This window comes from Cellvibrio sp. QJXJ (assembly GCF_024452345.1).
Classification (GTDB): domain Bacteria; phylum Pseudomonadota; class Gammaproteobacteria; order Pseudomonadales; family Cellvibrionaceae; genus Cellvibrio.
In genome coordinates this window covers 498,593-513,225 of record NZ_CP101662.1, presented here as the reverse complement: position 1 = coordinate 513,225, position 14,633 = coordinate 498,593, and the positions used below count along the sequence as shown (strand labels likewise).

The window sequence follows — 14,633 nt, the reverse complement described above, 5'->3', positions numbered from 1 at the left end:
AATAATTTATGCGTTATGTAAGCAATGCTGTCCTCACCATCAACCTGCTATTGTTGCTCGCTTTTTCTGCCGTGCAATGGAACGACCCAGACCCAATTCTGTGGATTGCGTTTTATCTGCTCTGCGCCGCTGTCCCCTTTCTGGCGCTCATTAATAAGCCATTAAAAATCGTTGCGGTAGTAGCACTCATCGCCTGTGCTATTGAAATGGCGCGCACAGGGGCTGGAGCCTATAACTATTATTTGCATATGACAGAAGAGCCGCTTATGCAAAGCATGAACCCCAACAAACCTTATATTGAAGAGGCGCGTGAATTCTTGGGGGCGTTAATTGCACTGGCGCTGGTCATCATCAGCCAATGGCTTGCCGTATTTAAGGCAAAAAATAGATAATTTTTAGTAACAGGTTGGTGCCCAGGCGCATCAGCCTGAGCACTTTGTTTCAGCCAGGTTCTTTCGCCATTTTAATTTAACGATTAATTCCAAATTTCATAACAACAGGAGTGAACTCGCAATGCACTTTCAAAAAAAATTGGGCTTGGGTTTTATCGCATTTGGGGTGCTGATAATCCTACTGGCTTATGTACTTACCAATAGTGGCGGTTTTGTGTTTTCCGCATTGCTTGGTTTGATGGCGATATTTTTTGGCGCCTTTCAGCTGATGCTCTCCAACCTTGCCCTGCAAGCAAAAACTACCGGTAAACACCCCTCAAGCAAAGCGACTAAAACCAAAAAGGCACGTCGTTAATTTTCATATCCCCGTGGCAGTTAGCTCTGCTGGCGCTAGTGGTCATACCAATAGCGCCCTGCTCTTTCCCGCTGTAATTCAACGGCCTGCAGGCTACCATCACGCCAACGAAAAACCGCCGCGCCGGTATCGGCGGTATTAATCGCCTGACTGCCAGCAGTGCGATATCGCGCTTGCACCTGGGGATGCGGGTGCCCGTGTTGGTTGCGATAACCTGCCGAATACACCACGTAACGCGGTTGTGTGCGCTGCACCCACAACACGCCGGACGAAGTGCGACTGCCATGATGCGCAGCTGCAAGCAACGCCAACTTATCGGGCACCTGATCCTCATAGAGCAACTGATGTTCGACGCTGGTTTCTATATCGCCCGGCAAAACAATATGTTCAGCGCCATAACTGATCAGCAGCACACAAGAGTGATTATTGGCACTAGTCCGTGCACTGGTTGGTACGGGTAAAAAGCGGAATTCGACGCTCTCCCAACGCCAAGGTAAATGGTCATGACAGCTTTGCAATTGTGTGAGCGCACTGACCACTCGCTCCGGCTCACCACCCAATAACTGCCTTGGCTCAACTTTTTCCAGCAACCCCTTGAGGCCACCGGCGTGATCCGCATCCCAGTGGCTAACCACCAAATAGTCGATGGTGCGAATACCCTGCGCATACAAGTAAGGGGCAACTATGGCGCTACCGGCATCAAAACTGCGGGAATATTGCGGGCCGGTGTCGTACACCAAGGTGCTCGAGCCGACTTGCACCACGATGGCAGTACCTTGGCCGACATCCAGAACGGTGACGGTTAAATCGTCTGCCGTGGGCGGTTTAATTAAAAAGCTCAAACTGGCCGCCACACTAATACCGATAACCCCCAAGTATTTAGGCAGCAAGCCGCGCGGTAATAACATCACCACAACACTCAGCGCCAGTAGCAGTAATAGGCCGGGTGAAAAAGCCACCACCGGGCTAGCCCAAGAGCCGGCAAACGCGAGCAAGCCGTCCAAAAACACGGCAAGCCATTCCATCGCACCTGCCGCCATCGCCAGTAAACTGTTACTTAGGCCCAACCATACATCGCCCACCGCAGCACCAATCAGCAACAAGGGCACGACAAAAAAAGTGATCAGCGGAATGGCGATAGCATTACCCACCGGCGCGACCAGCGAAACCGTGCTAACCAATAAACTGAGCGGCAGCATAAGCCCTATAAACATTACCCACTGGGAGCGAATGAAGCCGATCAGCAGTTCTTTGAAGGTAAAACCAGCCCAAGGTTCTATAGTGCGTTTGGTCACCAAACGTCCGGAAAAATACATGAGCAACAGTGCTACAGCACCGAAAGACAACCAAAAACCCATGTCGAACGCGGCCAGCGGGTCCAAGAGCATAACGAGTGCCAAAGCCCAGCAAAAAATATCGCTAATACGCAGGTTGCGGCGCGCCAAACACGCGGCGTAAAACAAACTAAGCATAATGAGCGTGCGCACCGTGGGAATATTAAACCCTGCCAAGGCCGCGTAAAAACTGGCGCAAACAATAGCGCTGAGCCAGGCGATCATCTGCGCCGGGCAACGATGCCACAACAATTGCACACACTTGCCTAGCAGCAGCCCCGCATAAAACCCAAAGAGTGCAAGAAACCCCACATGCAGACCAGAGATGGCAATCAAGTGGCTGGTGCCAGTTTGCTGCATACGCTGCCATTGGGCTTTTTCGACCAGCCCCGAATCGCCAATTAATAAGGCCACCAGAATGCCCCGCTCGGGGCTATCGCTGTGCTGCACCACCCATTGCTGGAGATTATGGCGCCGCTGGTTGATCCAATCGTCCCAGTGAAATGATGTATTGATGGAATGAAGCGCGCGATTATCACTTGTCGCTAGCACGTACCCAGTGGCGCCAACGCCTTGCCGCAGTAACCAGGCGTGATAATCAAATCCCGCCGGGTTCACAAAACCGCGCGGTCGCTTGAGGCGCACAGTCAACTGCCAGTAGTCGCCAATTGCCAATTGCGGCAGCTCGCTGTGCGTTAGCCGAGCGGAATCTTGAGCGCCATACGTTCGTGGCAAGTACCAACTCAATTGTAATTTGCGCGGGAATTGGTCAAGTGGGAGAAGTTCGCCACTGGCGCCAGTAATCGCCTGCACCCGAAAGTCAAAACGCAAACGATGTACATCGCGCTCAGGTAACCCAGTAATTTGCCCAGTTACCACAAGGTCGCGACCGACCAAGTTCTCCGCCAACTGCTGTTCGATTAAATTGTGGCCAGATACCAGTCCCCACGCGAGACCTGCGCTGAAAATAACCGGGAGCCGAAATCGCGGCCAATAAATAGCGGCCAGAGCAAGGGGTGCAAGCAACCAAAGCCACGACAGTGAAATTAAGTGCGGGGAATAACCGAAGGCGATTACGCCCAAGCTGAAAAACAGGAGTTTTAATGGCAATTACAGAATCCTTTCGTAGGTGAGTAGTGAGTCCAGATGAGCTCCTTGTCATCAGATTGCAGCCCAGCTTATGGCATGATCCACACGCAAACAAGTGCACCAGCCCGTAAAGTCTGCGTAGTGTTAATGCAGATTTATAGGCATAATGCGCAATCTTTTACGCTGTACTCTGGTTTCCAGCATGGCACGCAATTTACTGAAACGTTTTTTTCCATCACCCGCTGCAATTAAAAGCAATCCGGCACTGCATTTTTTGGGCGATCTGCTGCACGACCCAAACTTATTCCACCTGAATCGCCACTCTGTATCAGTCGCTTTTTTTTGGGGGCTGTTTATCGCATTGCTGCCTATTCCAGGGCAGATGCCTGTGGCGGCGGTAGCCGCGCTGATCTTTCGGTGCAACCTGCCTATTTCGGTGGCATTGGTATGGATTACCAACCCATTAACTATGCCCTTTTTCTTTTTCATCACCTATCAAGTGGGACGAGTAATTCTGCAAAGTGAGCCACTGCTGGTGCAACCAGAATTAACCTGGGATTGGCTGGCAAACGAATTTGGTCATTTATGGAAACCATTACTTGCCGGATCGGTTCTTACCGGTTTGGTGTTTGGGACACTGGGTTATTTTGGTATGCAATTATATTGGCGATGGCATGTGCGACATAACTGGGAAAAGCGGAAGCAAAAACGCGTTCATAAAGCTTCTGAAGAAAAATAAAAGACAATAAAAACCCCGCTAGCGCGGGTTTTTTATGCTTTTAATTTATCCAACTATTCATAGCGCAGCGCATCGGCCGGTTGAATTCGCGCGGCGCGCCATGCGGGGTAAAGGGTGACAAAAAAACTGATCACCAGTGCTGTGATCACCACCTTGGCAACATCAGCAATAACCAATTCGGAAGGCAGATAAGTAATCGGGTAAACATCCGAATGTAAAAACTGAACACCAAAAGTGCGTTCAATCCATTGCACAAAGGGCGTTACCCAATGGGAAAGTACAACACCCAGCACCAATCCGATTGAAGTTCCAATCAAACCAATCAGCCCGCCCTGCACCATAAAGATCGCCATAATTTCATACGTCGAGGCGCCCATAGTGCGCAGGATCGCAATATCGCCCTGTTTATCGACTACCACCATAATCAGTGTTGAAACCAAATTAAACGCGGCGATAGCGATAATCAAAAACAGCAACATGCTGACCATGTTTTTTGACATTTGGATGGATTGATAAACACCACCGTGGGTACGCATCCAGCTTACACCGCTATAGTCATCTGACATGTTTTGCATAATCTCACGCACAATTTGTGGCGCCGCAAATAAATCATCCATCTTCAGCCGGATACCTGTCACCTGCCCCGGGTAACCGGAAAGTTCAGCAGCGCTTTCTATATCCATTAAAGCCAAACCGTTATCGATATCGGTATGAGTATCCAGAATCGCAATTACCTGCAGCACTTTTACTGTGGGCGAGTTATTGCCTTCGTTAGGTAAAATCAAACTGAGATTATCATCCTTACTAAGGCGTAATTTTTCAGCGACGCCGCGACCAATCACAATCGCCGATTTGTTGCCTGCCAAGCTTTCAAGCGTACCTTGCGGTAAAAAGGCGGGCAGCTTCGAGATGTTTTGTTCTTGTGTTGCGTCGATGCCAAAAATAATGACAGGGGCCACGCGCTTTTGCTGACTTAACAGCCCCTGCAGCTGTACAACAGGAGCAGCGCCTACGACGCGCGGATGCTTTTTTAACTCAGCCACTAAGGCTTGTGGATCCTCAATCGCATTCCGGTGATAAACCGTCGCTTGCGGCATAACGCCCAAAATATTGTCACGCAGCTCCTTTTCAAAACCGCTCATAATCGACATCACCAAAATCAATAAGGCGACACCGATAACCAAGCCTGCGATTGATAAACGCGATATAAAAGACACCAAATGATTTTGGCCCCGGGCTATGCCGTAGCGTGCGCCGATTAAAAAGATAGTGCGATTTAACATCAGTAAGCACCGGTCGCCGCAGAGGATTCTTCGTCACGCACCAGAACGCCATCCACCAAACGCAAGGTGCGATCCATACGTGCTGCCAGACGCGGATCGTGGGTTACCACCACAAAACTGGTACCTATCGCTTGATTTAACTCCAGCATCAATGCCTGGATAGCATCAGCAGCATGACTGTCCAAATTGCCGGTGGGTTCGTCCATCAATACACAGGCAGGGTTGGTCACCAAAGCGCGGGCAATCGCCACCCGTTGACGCTCGCCACCCGAAAGCTCGGAAGGCTTGTGATCTACCCGTTTAGCCAAACCCACCCGCGCCAGCAACTCCAGTGCACGGGCTTTGGCTTGAACAGGTGCACAATTGCCAATCAACAGCGGCATAGTCACGTTTTCCAGCGCAGTGAACTCTGGCAACAAGTGATGAAACTGGTACACAAAACCCAGACTACGGTTGCGCAAACGACCGCGCGCATCAGCACTCAAGCGCGACAACTGCTCACCTGCGACAATCACCTCGCCGCTATCCGGCACATCCAGACCACCGAGAATATTAAGTAGCGTTGACTTGCCCGAACCCGAGGCACCGACAATGGCGACGCGCTCGCTCTTGTTGATTTGGAAATCCACGCTGTGCAGCACATCAACTGCCAGCGAACCCTGACGATAAGATTTACTCACCTGACGACAAACTAATACGGCGGCAGAATCATTCATAACAGCTTTCGGATTATTCATAACAGCCTTCGGATTATTCATAACGCAGCGCTTCGGCCGGTTCAATTTGGGCCGCGCGATAGGCGGGATATAAAGTGGCAATAAAACTTAACAACAGCGCCACTGAGCAAATAAATACAACGTCAGTCCACAGCAGTAGCGAGGGCAACTGACTAATAAAATACACCTCTGGATCAAATACCTGCAGCCCGACCAGAGATTCCAAAAAGCCCATCACCGGGGTCAGTGACACCGCGATAACACAACCCAATACAGCACCAATCAGGGTGCCAATAAAACCCACTGCACTGCCCTGCACGATAAAAATAGCCATCACCTGGCGCGCACTCACACCCATGGTGCGCAATACCGCGATATCAGAGCGCTTATCCGCCACCATCAATACCAAACTGGAAACAATGTTGAACGCCGCCACGGCAATAATGATCATCAACAGCGAGCCAATAACGATTTTTTCCATTTTCACCGCTTGAAATAAGCTGCCTTGAGTTTGGCTCCAATCCTTCACCTGATATTGCTGTTCACCCAATTGCTGGCGCAGCTCTGACATTACCCGGCCCGCGCTGTATAAATCCGTGGTTTTTACGTGCAGCCCTTGCACGCCCGGCTGGCGCAGGAATTTTTGTGCATCTTGTAAATGAATCAACGCAAGCGTGGAATCAACCTGTGCCTTTACCTCAAACACACCCACCAGCGTAAAGCTGCGTGAGCGCGTAAATGCGCCCATGGGGGTCATATTAATTTCGGGCGAGGTCACCCGCACTTTATCGCCGGGTGTCAGCATCAAACGACTCGCCAATAGGCGACCCATCACAATGCCGTATTCGCCGGGTTGCAATGCCGCCATATCGCCAACCACCATACGTTGATTGACTATAGATACTCGCTCCTCGCTGTCTGGCAGAATTCCCTGAAGCTCTATGGCCTCAAAACCACCGGCGTAACTCACCATCGCGCTACTGGCGATATAGGGAGCAGAGGCAATAACATCGGGGTGTTTTTCAACTGTTGCAGAAAGCGCTTGCCAATCTTTTAGTGCTGGCAGCTGATCTATGTAGCCGTGAGGAATCACGCTGAGAATGCGCTCCTTCATTTCACGATCAAAGCCATTCATCACCGAAAGTACGATGATCAGCGCCATAACGCCCAGCGCCATGCCGACCAATGAAAAGGCACTAATGAAAGAAATAAACTGATTGCGACGTTTAGCGCGGGTATAGCGCAAACCGATATAGAGGGGAATGTTTTTTAGCATGAGCGCATTAAACCCAATTGCCTTGCGTTGCTCAAGTAAAACCACCCTCCCCACCGATAAATCGGCGCCAGCAGGACCAGCTTGTGCTATGTTTACTCAATCATCACAGCGGGAAGATTTTTGTCATGAGTGAACGCCGCAGCTACTTTCGCATCGATGAAAGTATCGCCATCGAATTTAAAGAGGTGGAAGAGATCACCGCTAATACCGCTGCACCCGAGCTGCAGTTCCCCGACACTTTGTCGTTAAAGTTTTTTGCCGAGCTGCGCAAGATTGATAATGACAACGCGCACCTTTTTCATCAGATCAAGGAAACCAGCCGGGCAATGGGCGAGTATTTACAAAATCTCAATCGCAAAATTGACATCATTAGCCAGCAGATAATGGCGGATTCCAAACCCCTGCCGCCCTCAAAAACCATCAAACAGGTCAATCTCAGTGAAGGTGGTGTGGCTTTTGGTAGTTCGCGTCTCGTTAAACCAAACTCTTTTATCGCCATGCGTTTGATTTTTTTACCCAGTAATGCAGGGCTGGCGTTGTTTGCCAAGGTCATACGCTGTGAACCCAATAACAGTGGCGAATATCAGATTGCGGCAAAATTTCATCGCGCCACGGATGCTCACCAACAACTGATTGGTCAGCAAATCATGCGCGCCCAAATGGCCGAGCGACGTAAAAGCCAACATTACCTGCAATAATTCGGGAGACTACTGAGTGAATACCGCCAACAGTCTGCGTAAATTTATCATCACCAGCGCCATAACGTTCTTCGCGGCCAACATTATGGGCGGCGTCCATGCCGAACAAATAAAAATACCGATAGGGCAACAAACCGCCGCCAAAGCTTCAGTGAAAATGCCCGCAAAAGGAATGACCAAAGCAAGCGTGCAAGCGGCCTTTGGCGAGCCACTGGAAACCATCCCCGCCAAAGGAGAGCCACCTATTTCCAGTTGGAAATACAGCGAGTTTGTGGTGTATTTTGAACATGATCATGTCATTCATACCGTAGCCAAATTCAAACCACAGGAAGATCAAACCATTATATTGGACGAATAAAAAATATCTCCGCAGACAATAAAATAAGGGCGCTTGAAGCGCCCTTATTTATATCTGTGAATCAGCACCAAACAGATTCTACTAACGGCGACTAATGCGATTAATGCCATCCAATGCCGCAACACGATAAGCTTCGGCCATCGTTGGATAATTAAAGATGTTGTTGAGGAAATAATGAATATTATTTCCCTCGCCTTTCTGCGTCATGATCGCCTGACCAATATGAACAATCTCCGCGGCCTCAGCACCAAAACAATGAACACCGAGGATTTCAAGCGTATCCACATGAAATAGCAGCTTCAACATGCCCACATCTTCACCGCTGATTTGGCCGCGTGCGGTATTTTTAAATAACGCACGGCCGACTTCATAGGGAACCTTGGCCTGTGTCAATTCAGTTTCCGTTTTGCCCACCGAACTAATCTCCGGTAAGGTATAAATTCCTGTGGGCACATCTTGAACCGGGCGGCATTCGTCGCCAAAAATACCACCGGACACTGCTCGCCCCTGACCATAGGAAGAACTGGCCAAGCTGGGCCAGCCAATCACATCACCAACCGCATATATATTTTCAACTTGCGTGCGATACTCTGCATCAACTTTAAGATTGCCACGATGATCTGCTTCCAACCCTATCGCCGCTAAATTCAGTTGGTCAGTATTACCACTGCGTCCATTACACCAAAGGATGGCATCCGCCTTTAAACGCTTACCTGACTTTAAGAAGAGAGTGACACTGCTATCGCTCGCCTCTATGGCCTCGTACTCCTCACCATGACGTACAGTCACACCACTGTCGCGCAGGTGATAACTGAGCGCGTCAGAAATCTCATCATCTAAAAATGACAACAATCGCTCACGGTTATTTATTAAATCTACCCGCATACCCAAGCCCGAAAAAATCGAGGCATATTCACAGCCAATAACACCCGCGCCATAAATAATGATGTGACGTGGGGTGTGCTGCATTTCCAGAATGGTGTCACTGTCATAAATACGGGGATGATTAAAATCAATATCAACTGGACGATAAGGACGTGAACCTGTAGCTATTACGATCTTATCGGCATGAATTGTCTCTGTACCACCATCCAGCATCGCCAAATTAATCACATTCGGATTACTAAAGGATGCCTGCCCCATATGTACCGTTACCCGGTTGCGTACATAAAAGTTGGTATGCAATTCAACTTGTTTAGGAATCACTTTCGCGGCAGATTGCAGTACCCGTGGAAAGGTTAAACGGCGGCTATCACCAATTTCACGAAACAGGCTATTAGCTTTAAATTGCAATATTTGTTTGACCACATGGCGCAAAGATTTAGAAGGAATTGTGCCTTTATGTGCGCACCCACCACCAACCAGTGCCCTATTTTCTACCACACCAACACGCTTGCCCGCTTTGGCGGCTGCTATAGCAGCACTTTCTCCCGCAGGGCCAGAACCGATTACTAAAAGATCGTAGCTGTGATCTGCCGATTTTTTACGACCAGTCAATTTATTCCCCTCTAATCATCAAATGAGACATCCAAGACTTGCTGAGTCTTGCAACAATTATTCCTTCTTCTTACTCGCATCATACGAAAGGTCATCTGCCTTCAACTCAGTACGGACAGGCTTGGATTTTTCTTCCGCACATTTTGCTTCGTCGCCACCGCACAACTCGCACACGTAATTGGGATCCCCCAAGGCTTTACCCACACCACCACAGGAACCGGATACAGGTTTACGGCCAGCCAATACACTGATTGACAAAGCGAATGCAACAAACAACATCACCACTAGTGTAACCACAAGTACAGCCATGATAGACCTCCAGGCTTTACTGCTTTTGTTAAAAGCAAATGAACTATCGTTAAAAAAAAACGAGGCGGGTTTCCCTGCCTCGTTTTCCTTTTCATTAACCGCCGAAGTCGTCTAACAAAATATTGTCGTCTTCTACACCAAGACTTTTCAACATTTTAATCACGGCGGCATTCATCATTGGTGGGCCGCACATGTAGAACTCACAATCTTCTGGCGCCGGATGATCTTTCAAATAATTCTCATAGAGAACATTGTGAATGAAGCCCGTGAGGCCGGTCCAGTTATCCTCTGGCTGAGGATCTGACAGCGCCACATGCCATTTAAAGTTCTCATTCTCTGCCTGCAGCATATCGTAATCTTCTTTGTAAAAGAGTTCGCGCAGCGAGCGAGCACCGTACCAGAATGTCATTTTACGATCGGTTTTCAAGCGGCGCAGCTGATCGAAAATGTGCGAACGCATAGGTGCCATACCAGCACCACCACCGATAAACACCATTTCAGCATTGGTCTTTTTAGCAAAGAATTCACCAAATGGACCGTATACGGTGATTTTATCGCCCGGCTTCAAACTAAATACATAAGATGACATTTGACCCGGAGGAATGCCCTGAGATTTTGGTGGAGGTGTTGCAATACGAATATTGAACTTAACCACACCTTTTTCTTCCGGGTAATTCGCCATTGAATAAGCGCGAATCACTGGCTCAGTCACTTTTGATTCCAGATTAAAGAAACCAAAGCGCTCCCAGTCACCGCGATATTCGGGCTCAATATCAAAGTCTGAGAACTTGACGTGGTGTGGTGGACACTCAAGTTGCACATAACCACCCGCACGGAAATCCACGCTTTCACCTTCAGGCAGACGCAGGGTCAACTCTTTAATAAAGGTTGCCACGTTAGGATTGGATTCAACAGTAGTTACCCACTGCTTCACACCAAACACCTCTTCCGGCACATGAATTTTCATGTTTTGTTTTACCGGAACCTGGCAACTTAAACGCCAGCCTTCATTTTGCTCACGGCGATTAAAATGCGCTTCTTCCGTTGGCAAAATAGAACCGCCACCATCATTTACTACGCATTTACACTGTGCACAGCTACCACCACCACCACAGGCTGACGCCAGAAATACATTGTTAGCAGCAAGTGTTTGTAACAACTTGCCACCGGCAGGAACGGTAATGGTTTTCTCATCATTGATAAGAATTTGCACATCGCCGCTGTTAACCAGTTTTGCCTGCGCAACAAGAATCACCACCACCAGTGCCAGCACTATGAAGGTGAACATGCCTACGCCTAATAAAATCTCAGTATTCATTAGATTCCTCGCTTAGCCTAGAGAGAGATGCCGCCAAAGGACATAAAGCCCAATGACATCAATCCCACGGTGATAAAGGTAATACCTAAGCCACGAAGACCTTCAGGTACATCTGAGTATTTCAGCTTTTCTTTGATGCTCGCCAGCACAACAATTGCAATTGCCCAGCCAGCACCCGAGCCGACACCGTAAACTACGCTTTCAACAAAATGGTAATCGCGCTCAACCATAAACAGTGAGCCACCCATAATTACGCAGTTCACGGTAATCAGTGGTAAAAATACCCCCAGCGCGTTGTACAGCGCAGGCATATATTTATCCATCACAATTTCCATAATCTGCACAATTGCAGCGATAACACCAATAAATGAAATAAAACTCAGGAAGGTCAAATCAACACCGGTTACACCAGCCCAAGCCAACGCGTCTTCTTTCAACAAGTAAGTCAAAATCAGGTTGTTTGCAGGAACAGTTACTGTTTGCACCACAATAACCGCGATACCCAAACCAATAGCAGCATTGATTTTTTTAGACATGGCCATAAATGAGCACATCCCCAAAAAGAATGCCAGCGCCATGTTTTCAATAAATACTGAACGGATAAACAAACTCAGTAGATGTTCCATTATGCGATCTCCTGATTTGCCGAAGAGTTAGGCGCTATTTTGAAATCGGCTTTCTCAACCTGGTTTTTCTTCCAGGTGCGCAGCGCCCAGATAATAATACCAATTAAGAAAAACGCACTTGGCGGCAGCAGTAACAGACCGTTAGGTACATACCAGCCACCTTCGGTAACGGTAGGCAGAATTTGAATACCGAACCATTTGCCAGCACCAAAAATCTCACGGAAAGTGGCGATAACAATCAGCAGCGCCGAGTAACCCAAACCATGACCTATACCATCAAGGAAGCTTGGAATTGGTGGGTTTTTCAAGGCAAAGGCTTCAGTGCGCCCCATTACGATACAGTTGGTAATAATCAAACCAACAAATACCGAGAGTTGTTTACTGATGTCATAAGCAACGGCTTTCAGCACTTGGTCAACCACAATTACCAATGCAGAAATAATGATCATCTGCGCAATAATACGCACACTGTTAGGCAGAAAGTTACGCACCAGCGATACAAAAAAGTTGGAAAAGGCAGATACCAAGGTCAGACCTATGGCCATTACCAAACTAACTTTTACACTGGAGGTTACCGCCAACGCAGAACAAATACCGAGGATTTGTAAAATAACTGGGTTATTTTCCAGAATCGGTTTTGTGAGGAGATCTTTCGTTTTCAAGCTCATAATTAAGCCTCTCCGTTTTTCAAGTTAGCAAGGAATGTTTTATAACCCTTGTCACCCATCCAAAACTTCATCAGGTTGCGCACACCATTGCTGGTCAACGTTGCACCTGACAAACCATCTACTTTGTACTCAGCATCTGCGGTAGCTGAATCTACGTGACCTTTGATCACATCAATTTTCACTTCGCCAGAATCCGAGTAGATTTTTTTACCAATCCAGATTTCTTTCCACTTTGGATTGTCAACTTCACCGCCAAGGCCAGGTGTCTCGGCATGAGAATAAAAACCGAACCCAAGAATAGTGTTTAAGTCTTTATCCAAAGCAACAAAACCTGACATGGTTGACCAGAGACCATAGCCACGCACAGGCAGAATGACTTTTGACAAACCATTCGCGTCGTTTACCAAAAATACCTTGGCATACTTTTCACGACTAATGATTTTGGCAATATCTTCCTCTGAGGATAATTTATCGGAAAGATCTGGCTTTTTAGCGGATGCATTTTGATCAAACTTTTCAATATCAGTGATAGCGTCGGTAAAACGACCACTATTCAGATCAACAATTTTTACCTCAACTTGTTTGAACTGCTCTTCAACTGATTGATCTTTATTCAAAATACCTGCGATAGATAAAACGTTACGCTTGAAATCAAGCGCTTTGTTGGCAACCTGTGCGGGGCGCAACAACACCGCAGAACCTGCCACCAATACGGATGCCACCAAACACATAATCAATGTGACTGTGATGGTGTATTTTGCTGTTTGTTGGTTAGCCACGCGCCAGTCTCCGCTTAATGTTGGATTGAACGACGAAGTAGTCGATGGTCGGTGCAAACATGTTTGCGAACAAGATTGCCAACATCATGCCCTCTGGATAAGCAGGGTTGACCACACGAATAGTAATCACCATGAAACCGATCAATGCACCATAGATCCATTTGCCCGCATCAGTCATCGATGCCGACACTGGGTCAGTTGCCATAAAGAAGAGACCAAAGGCAAAGCCACCTATAACAAAGTGCCACCAGAATGGCATTTGGAACATTGGATTACTGCTGCCTGCACCGGCCCAGTTATACAACAGGGTAGTCAGCACTGCACCAATCAACACCCCGACCACAATGCGAGTAGACGCAATGCCCATAATTAGTAGCGCAACACCACCAATCATTAAGGCCAGTGCTGAGGTTTCGCCAATAGAACCGTGCTCAAAACCAACAAACGCATCAAACCAGCTAACGTGGTTGATTACAGCATCCATACCCTGTTGAGCAGCAATAGAGAGCGTAGTCGCACCGGTATAACCATCAACCGCAGTCCAAACTGCATCGCCTGACATTTCCGCCGGGTAGGCGAAGAACAAGAAGGCACGACCGGTGAGCGCCGGATTAAGGAAGTTTTTACCAGTACCACCAAATACCTCTTTTCCAATTACTACACCAAAGCTGATACCCAAGGCGGCTTGCCACAAAGGCAAATCAGGAGGACAGGTCAGGGAGAAAAGAATCGAAGTTACGAAGAAACCTTCGTTAACTTCATGACCACGAGTAGTAGCGAACAACACTTCCCAGAAACCACCGACAATAAATACAGTCGCATAAATTGGCAGGAAGTAAGCAGCACCCAAGACAAAGTTGTCCCAAATACTGTCAGGGTTGTGACCCGCAAACATGGCTGCTAAAGCACCATGCCAGTTATCAATACCAGTAGCACCAGTCGCCGCTAAAATGGTATTGGCTTGCAAACCAACGTTGTACATACCGAAGAACATTGCTGGCCATGCACACAACCAAACCGTGATCATGATGCGTTTCAGATCGATACCATCACGCACATGAGAGGTAGATTTGGTGACATCTGCCGGTTTAAACAAACCGGTATCAACGGCCTCGTACAGTGAGTACCATTTTTCGTATTTGCCGCCTTTGTGGAAATGCGGCTCCATGCTGTCGAGTAAACTTCTCAGACTCATT

At 48.0% G+C, this 14,633-nt stretch carries 16 protein-coding genes; 5 read left to right on the top strand and 11 right to left on the bottom strand.

The genetic code is table 11. The features are described 5' to 3' along the window. Positions 1–8 precede the first annotated feature (8 nt). Both NNX04_RS02295 and NNX04_RS02290 read left to right on the top strand, forming a co-directional pair. Complete coding sequence (locus NNX04_RS02295; protein ID WP_261947365.1) at positions 9–392, top strand: transmembrane 220 family protein; 384 nt, start codon at positions 9–11, stop codon at positions 390–392. Between the two features lie 121 nt (positions 393–513). Beyond that, complete coding sequence (locus NNX04_RS02290) at positions 514–747, top strand: hypothetical protein (RefSeq protein ID WP_007641761.1); 234 nt, start codon at positions 514–516, stop codon at positions 745–747. Positions 748–782: 35 nt separating this feature from the next. Here NNX04_RS02290 and NNX04_RS02285 read toward each other — a convergent pair whose 3' ends face one another. Beyond that, positions 783–3,191, bottom strand: a complete 2,409-nt coding sequence (locus tag NNX04_RS02285) for a DNA internalization-related competence protein ComEC/Rec2 (protein ID WP_261947364.1) — start codon at positions 3,189–3,191, stop codon at positions 783–785. A 181-nt stretch (positions 3,192–3,372) separates the two neighbouring features. Here NNX04_RS02285 and NNX04_RS02280 point away from each other — a divergent pair, with 181 nt between their 5' ends. After that, complete coding sequence (locus tag NNX04_RS02280) at positions 3,373–3,909, top strand: DUF2062 domain-containing protein (RefSeq protein ID WP_261947363.1); 537 nt, start codon at positions 3,373–3,375, stop codon at positions 3,907–3,909. 53 nt (positions 3,910–3,962) lie between these two features. On the opposite strand, the gene NNX04_RS02275 is transcribed toward NNX04_RS02280, so the two are convergent. From NNX04_RS02275 to NNX04_RS02265, 3 genes are read right to left on the bottom strand one after another with little or no spacing between them, the layout of a single operon-like run. Continuing rightward, a complete protein-coding gene (locus NNX04_RS02275; RefSeq protein WP_261947362.1) occupies positions 3,963–5,192 on the bottom strand; it encodes a lipoprotein-releasing ABC transporter permease subunit in 1,230 nt (409 codons plus the stop codon). Next, positions 5,192–5,929 (bottom strand): lipoprotein-releasing ABC transporter ATP-binding protein LolD, encoded by a 738-nt coding sequence (gene lolD, locus NNX04_RS02270; protein WP_261947361.1) that lies wholly within the window; start codon positions 5,927–5,929, stop codon positions 5,192–5,194. Before lolD ends, NNX04_RS02275 begins: the two co-directional genes overlap by 1 nt. Before the next feature lie 13 nt (positions 5,930–5,942). Beyond that, positions 5,943–7,184: a lipoprotein-releasing ABC transporter permease subunit gene (locus tag NNX04_RS02265; RefSeq protein ID WP_261947360.1), complete on the bottom strand. Its 1,242-nt coding sequence runs from the start codon at positions 7,182–7,184 to the stop codon at positions 5,943–5,945. Between the two features lie 125 nt (positions 7,185–7,309). Between NNX04_RS02265 and NNX04_RS02260 the strand changes: the two genes are divergently transcribed. Both NNX04_RS02260 and NNX04_RS02255 read left to right on the top strand, forming a co-directional pair. Next, positions 7,310–7,882: a PilZ domain-containing protein gene (locus NNX04_RS02260; protein WP_007641776.1), complete on the top strand. Its 573-nt coding sequence runs from the start codon at positions 7,310–7,312 to the stop codon at positions 7,880–7,882. Positions 7,883–7,898: 16 nt separating this feature from the next. Beyond that, entirely contained in the window at positions 7,899–8,240 is a 342-nt protein-coding gene (locus NNX04_RS02255) for a hypothetical protein (RefSeq protein ID WP_261947359.1), read from the top strand. Between the two features lie 81 nt (positions 8,241–8,321). On the opposite strand, the gene sthA is transcribed toward NNX04_RS02255, so the two are convergent. The 7 genes from sthA to NNX04_RS02220 all read right to left on the bottom strand — a co-directional run bounded on the left by sthA (position 8,322) and on the right by NNX04_RS02220 (position 14,632). Continuing rightward, positions 8,322–9,737 (bottom strand): Si-specific NAD(P)(+) transhydrogenase, encoded by a 1,416-nt coding sequence (gene sthA, locus NNX04_RS02250; protein WP_151058070.1) that lies wholly within the window; start codon positions 9,735–9,737, stop codon positions 8,322–8,324. Positions 9,738–9,794: 57 nt separating this feature from the next. Beyond that, positions 9,795–10,046 (bottom strand): (Na+)-NQR maturation NqrM, encoded by a 252-nt coding sequence (nqrM, locus tag NNX04_RS02245; RefSeq protein ID WP_040391792.1) that lies wholly within the window; start codon positions 10,044–10,046, stop codon positions 9,795–9,797. 94 nt (positions 10,047–10,140) lie between these two features. After that, positions 10,141–11,364, bottom strand: a complete 1,224-nt coding sequence (nqrF, locus tag NNX04_RS02240; RefSeq protein ID WP_151058071.1) for an NADH:ubiquinone reductase (Na(+)-transporting) subunit F — start codon at positions 11,362–11,364, stop codon at positions 10,141–10,143. A 17-nt stretch (positions 11,365–11,381) separates the two neighbouring features. Beyond that, entirely contained in the window at positions 11,382–11,990 is a 609-nt protein-coding gene (gene nqrE / locus NNX04_RS02235) for an NADH:ubiquinone reductase (Na(+)-transporting) subunit E (protein ID WP_007641784.1), read from the bottom strand. Continuing rightward, complete coding sequence (locus NNX04_RS02230; protein WP_007641786.1) at positions 11,990–12,658, bottom strand: NADH:ubiquinone reductase (Na(+)-transporting) subunit D; 669 nt, start codon at positions 12,656–12,658, stop codon at positions 11,990–11,992. Before NNX04_RS02230 ends, nqrE begins: the two co-directional genes overlap by 1 nt. A gap of 2 nt (positions 12,659–12,660) precedes the next feature. Further along, positions 12,661–13,437 carry a Na(+)-translocating NADH-quinone reductase subunit C gene (locus NNX04_RS02225; RefSeq protein ID WP_007641787.1) on the bottom strand — a complete coding sequence of 259 codons (777 nt, stop codon included), beginning with the start codon at positions 13,435–13,437 and terminating at the stop codon, positions 12,661–12,663. Beyond that, positions 13,430–14,632, bottom strand: coding sequence for an NADH:ubiquinone reductase (Na(+)-transporting) subunit B (locus NNX04_RS02220; RefSeq protein ID WP_261947358.1), 1,203 nt, complete (start codon positions 14,630–14,632; stop codon positions 13,430–13,432). Before NNX04_RS02220 ends, NNX04_RS02225 begins: the two co-directional genes overlap by 8 nt. Between the last annotated feature and the right edge of the window lies 1 nt (position 14,633).

Excerpts from the sequence above, each read along its gene's own strand:
- NNX04_RS02265 (WP_261947360.1), bottom strand. The coding sequence starts at position 7,184 with ATGCTAAAAAACATTCCCCTCTATATCGGTTTGCGCTATACCCGCGCT.
- NNX04_RS02260 (WP_007641776.1), top strand. The coding sequence starts at position 7,310 with ATGAGTGAACGCCGCAGCTACTTTCGCATCGATGAAAGTATCGCCATC.
- lolD (WP_261947361.1), bottom strand. The coding sequence starts at position 5,929 with ATGAATAATCCGAAAGCTGTTATGAATGATTCTGCCGCCGTATTAGTT.
- nqrM (WP_040391792.1), bottom strand. The coding sequence starts at position 10,046 with ATGGCTGTACTTGTGGTTACACTAGTGGTGATGTTGTTTGTTGCATTC.
- NNX04_RS02230 (WP_007641786.1), bottom strand. The coding sequence starts at position 12,658 with ATGAGCTTGAAAACGAAAGATCTCCTCACAAAACCGATTCTGGAAAAT.
- NNX04_RS02275 (WP_261947362.1), bottom strand. The coding sequence starts at position 5,192 with ATGTTAAATCGCACTATCTTTTTAATCGGCGCACGCTACGGCATAGCC.
- NNX04_RS02220 (WP_261947358.1), bottom strand. The coding sequence starts at position 14,632 with ATGAGTCTGAGAAGTTTACTCGACAGCATGGAGCCGCATTTCCACAAA.
- NNX04_RS02280 (WP_261947363.1), top strand. The coding sequence starts at position 3,373 with ATGGCACGCAATTTACTGAAACGTTTTTTTCCATCACCCGCTGCAATT.
- nqrF (WP_151058071.1), bottom strand. The coding sequence starts at position 11,364 with ATGAATACTGAGATTTTATTAGGCGTAGGCATGTTCACCTTCATAGTG.
- NNX04_RS02290 (WP_007641761.1), top strand. The coding sequence starts at position 514 with ATGCACTTTCAAAAAAAATTGGGCTTGGGTTTTATCGCATTTGGGGTG.
- NNX04_RS02295 (WP_261947365.1), top strand. The coding sequence starts at position 9 with ATGCGTTATGTAAGCAATGCTGTCCTCACCATCAACCTGCTATTGTTG.
- nqrE (WP_007641784.1), bottom strand. The coding sequence starts at position 11,990 with ATGGAACATCTACTGAGTTTGTTTATCCGTTCAGTATTTATTGAAAAC.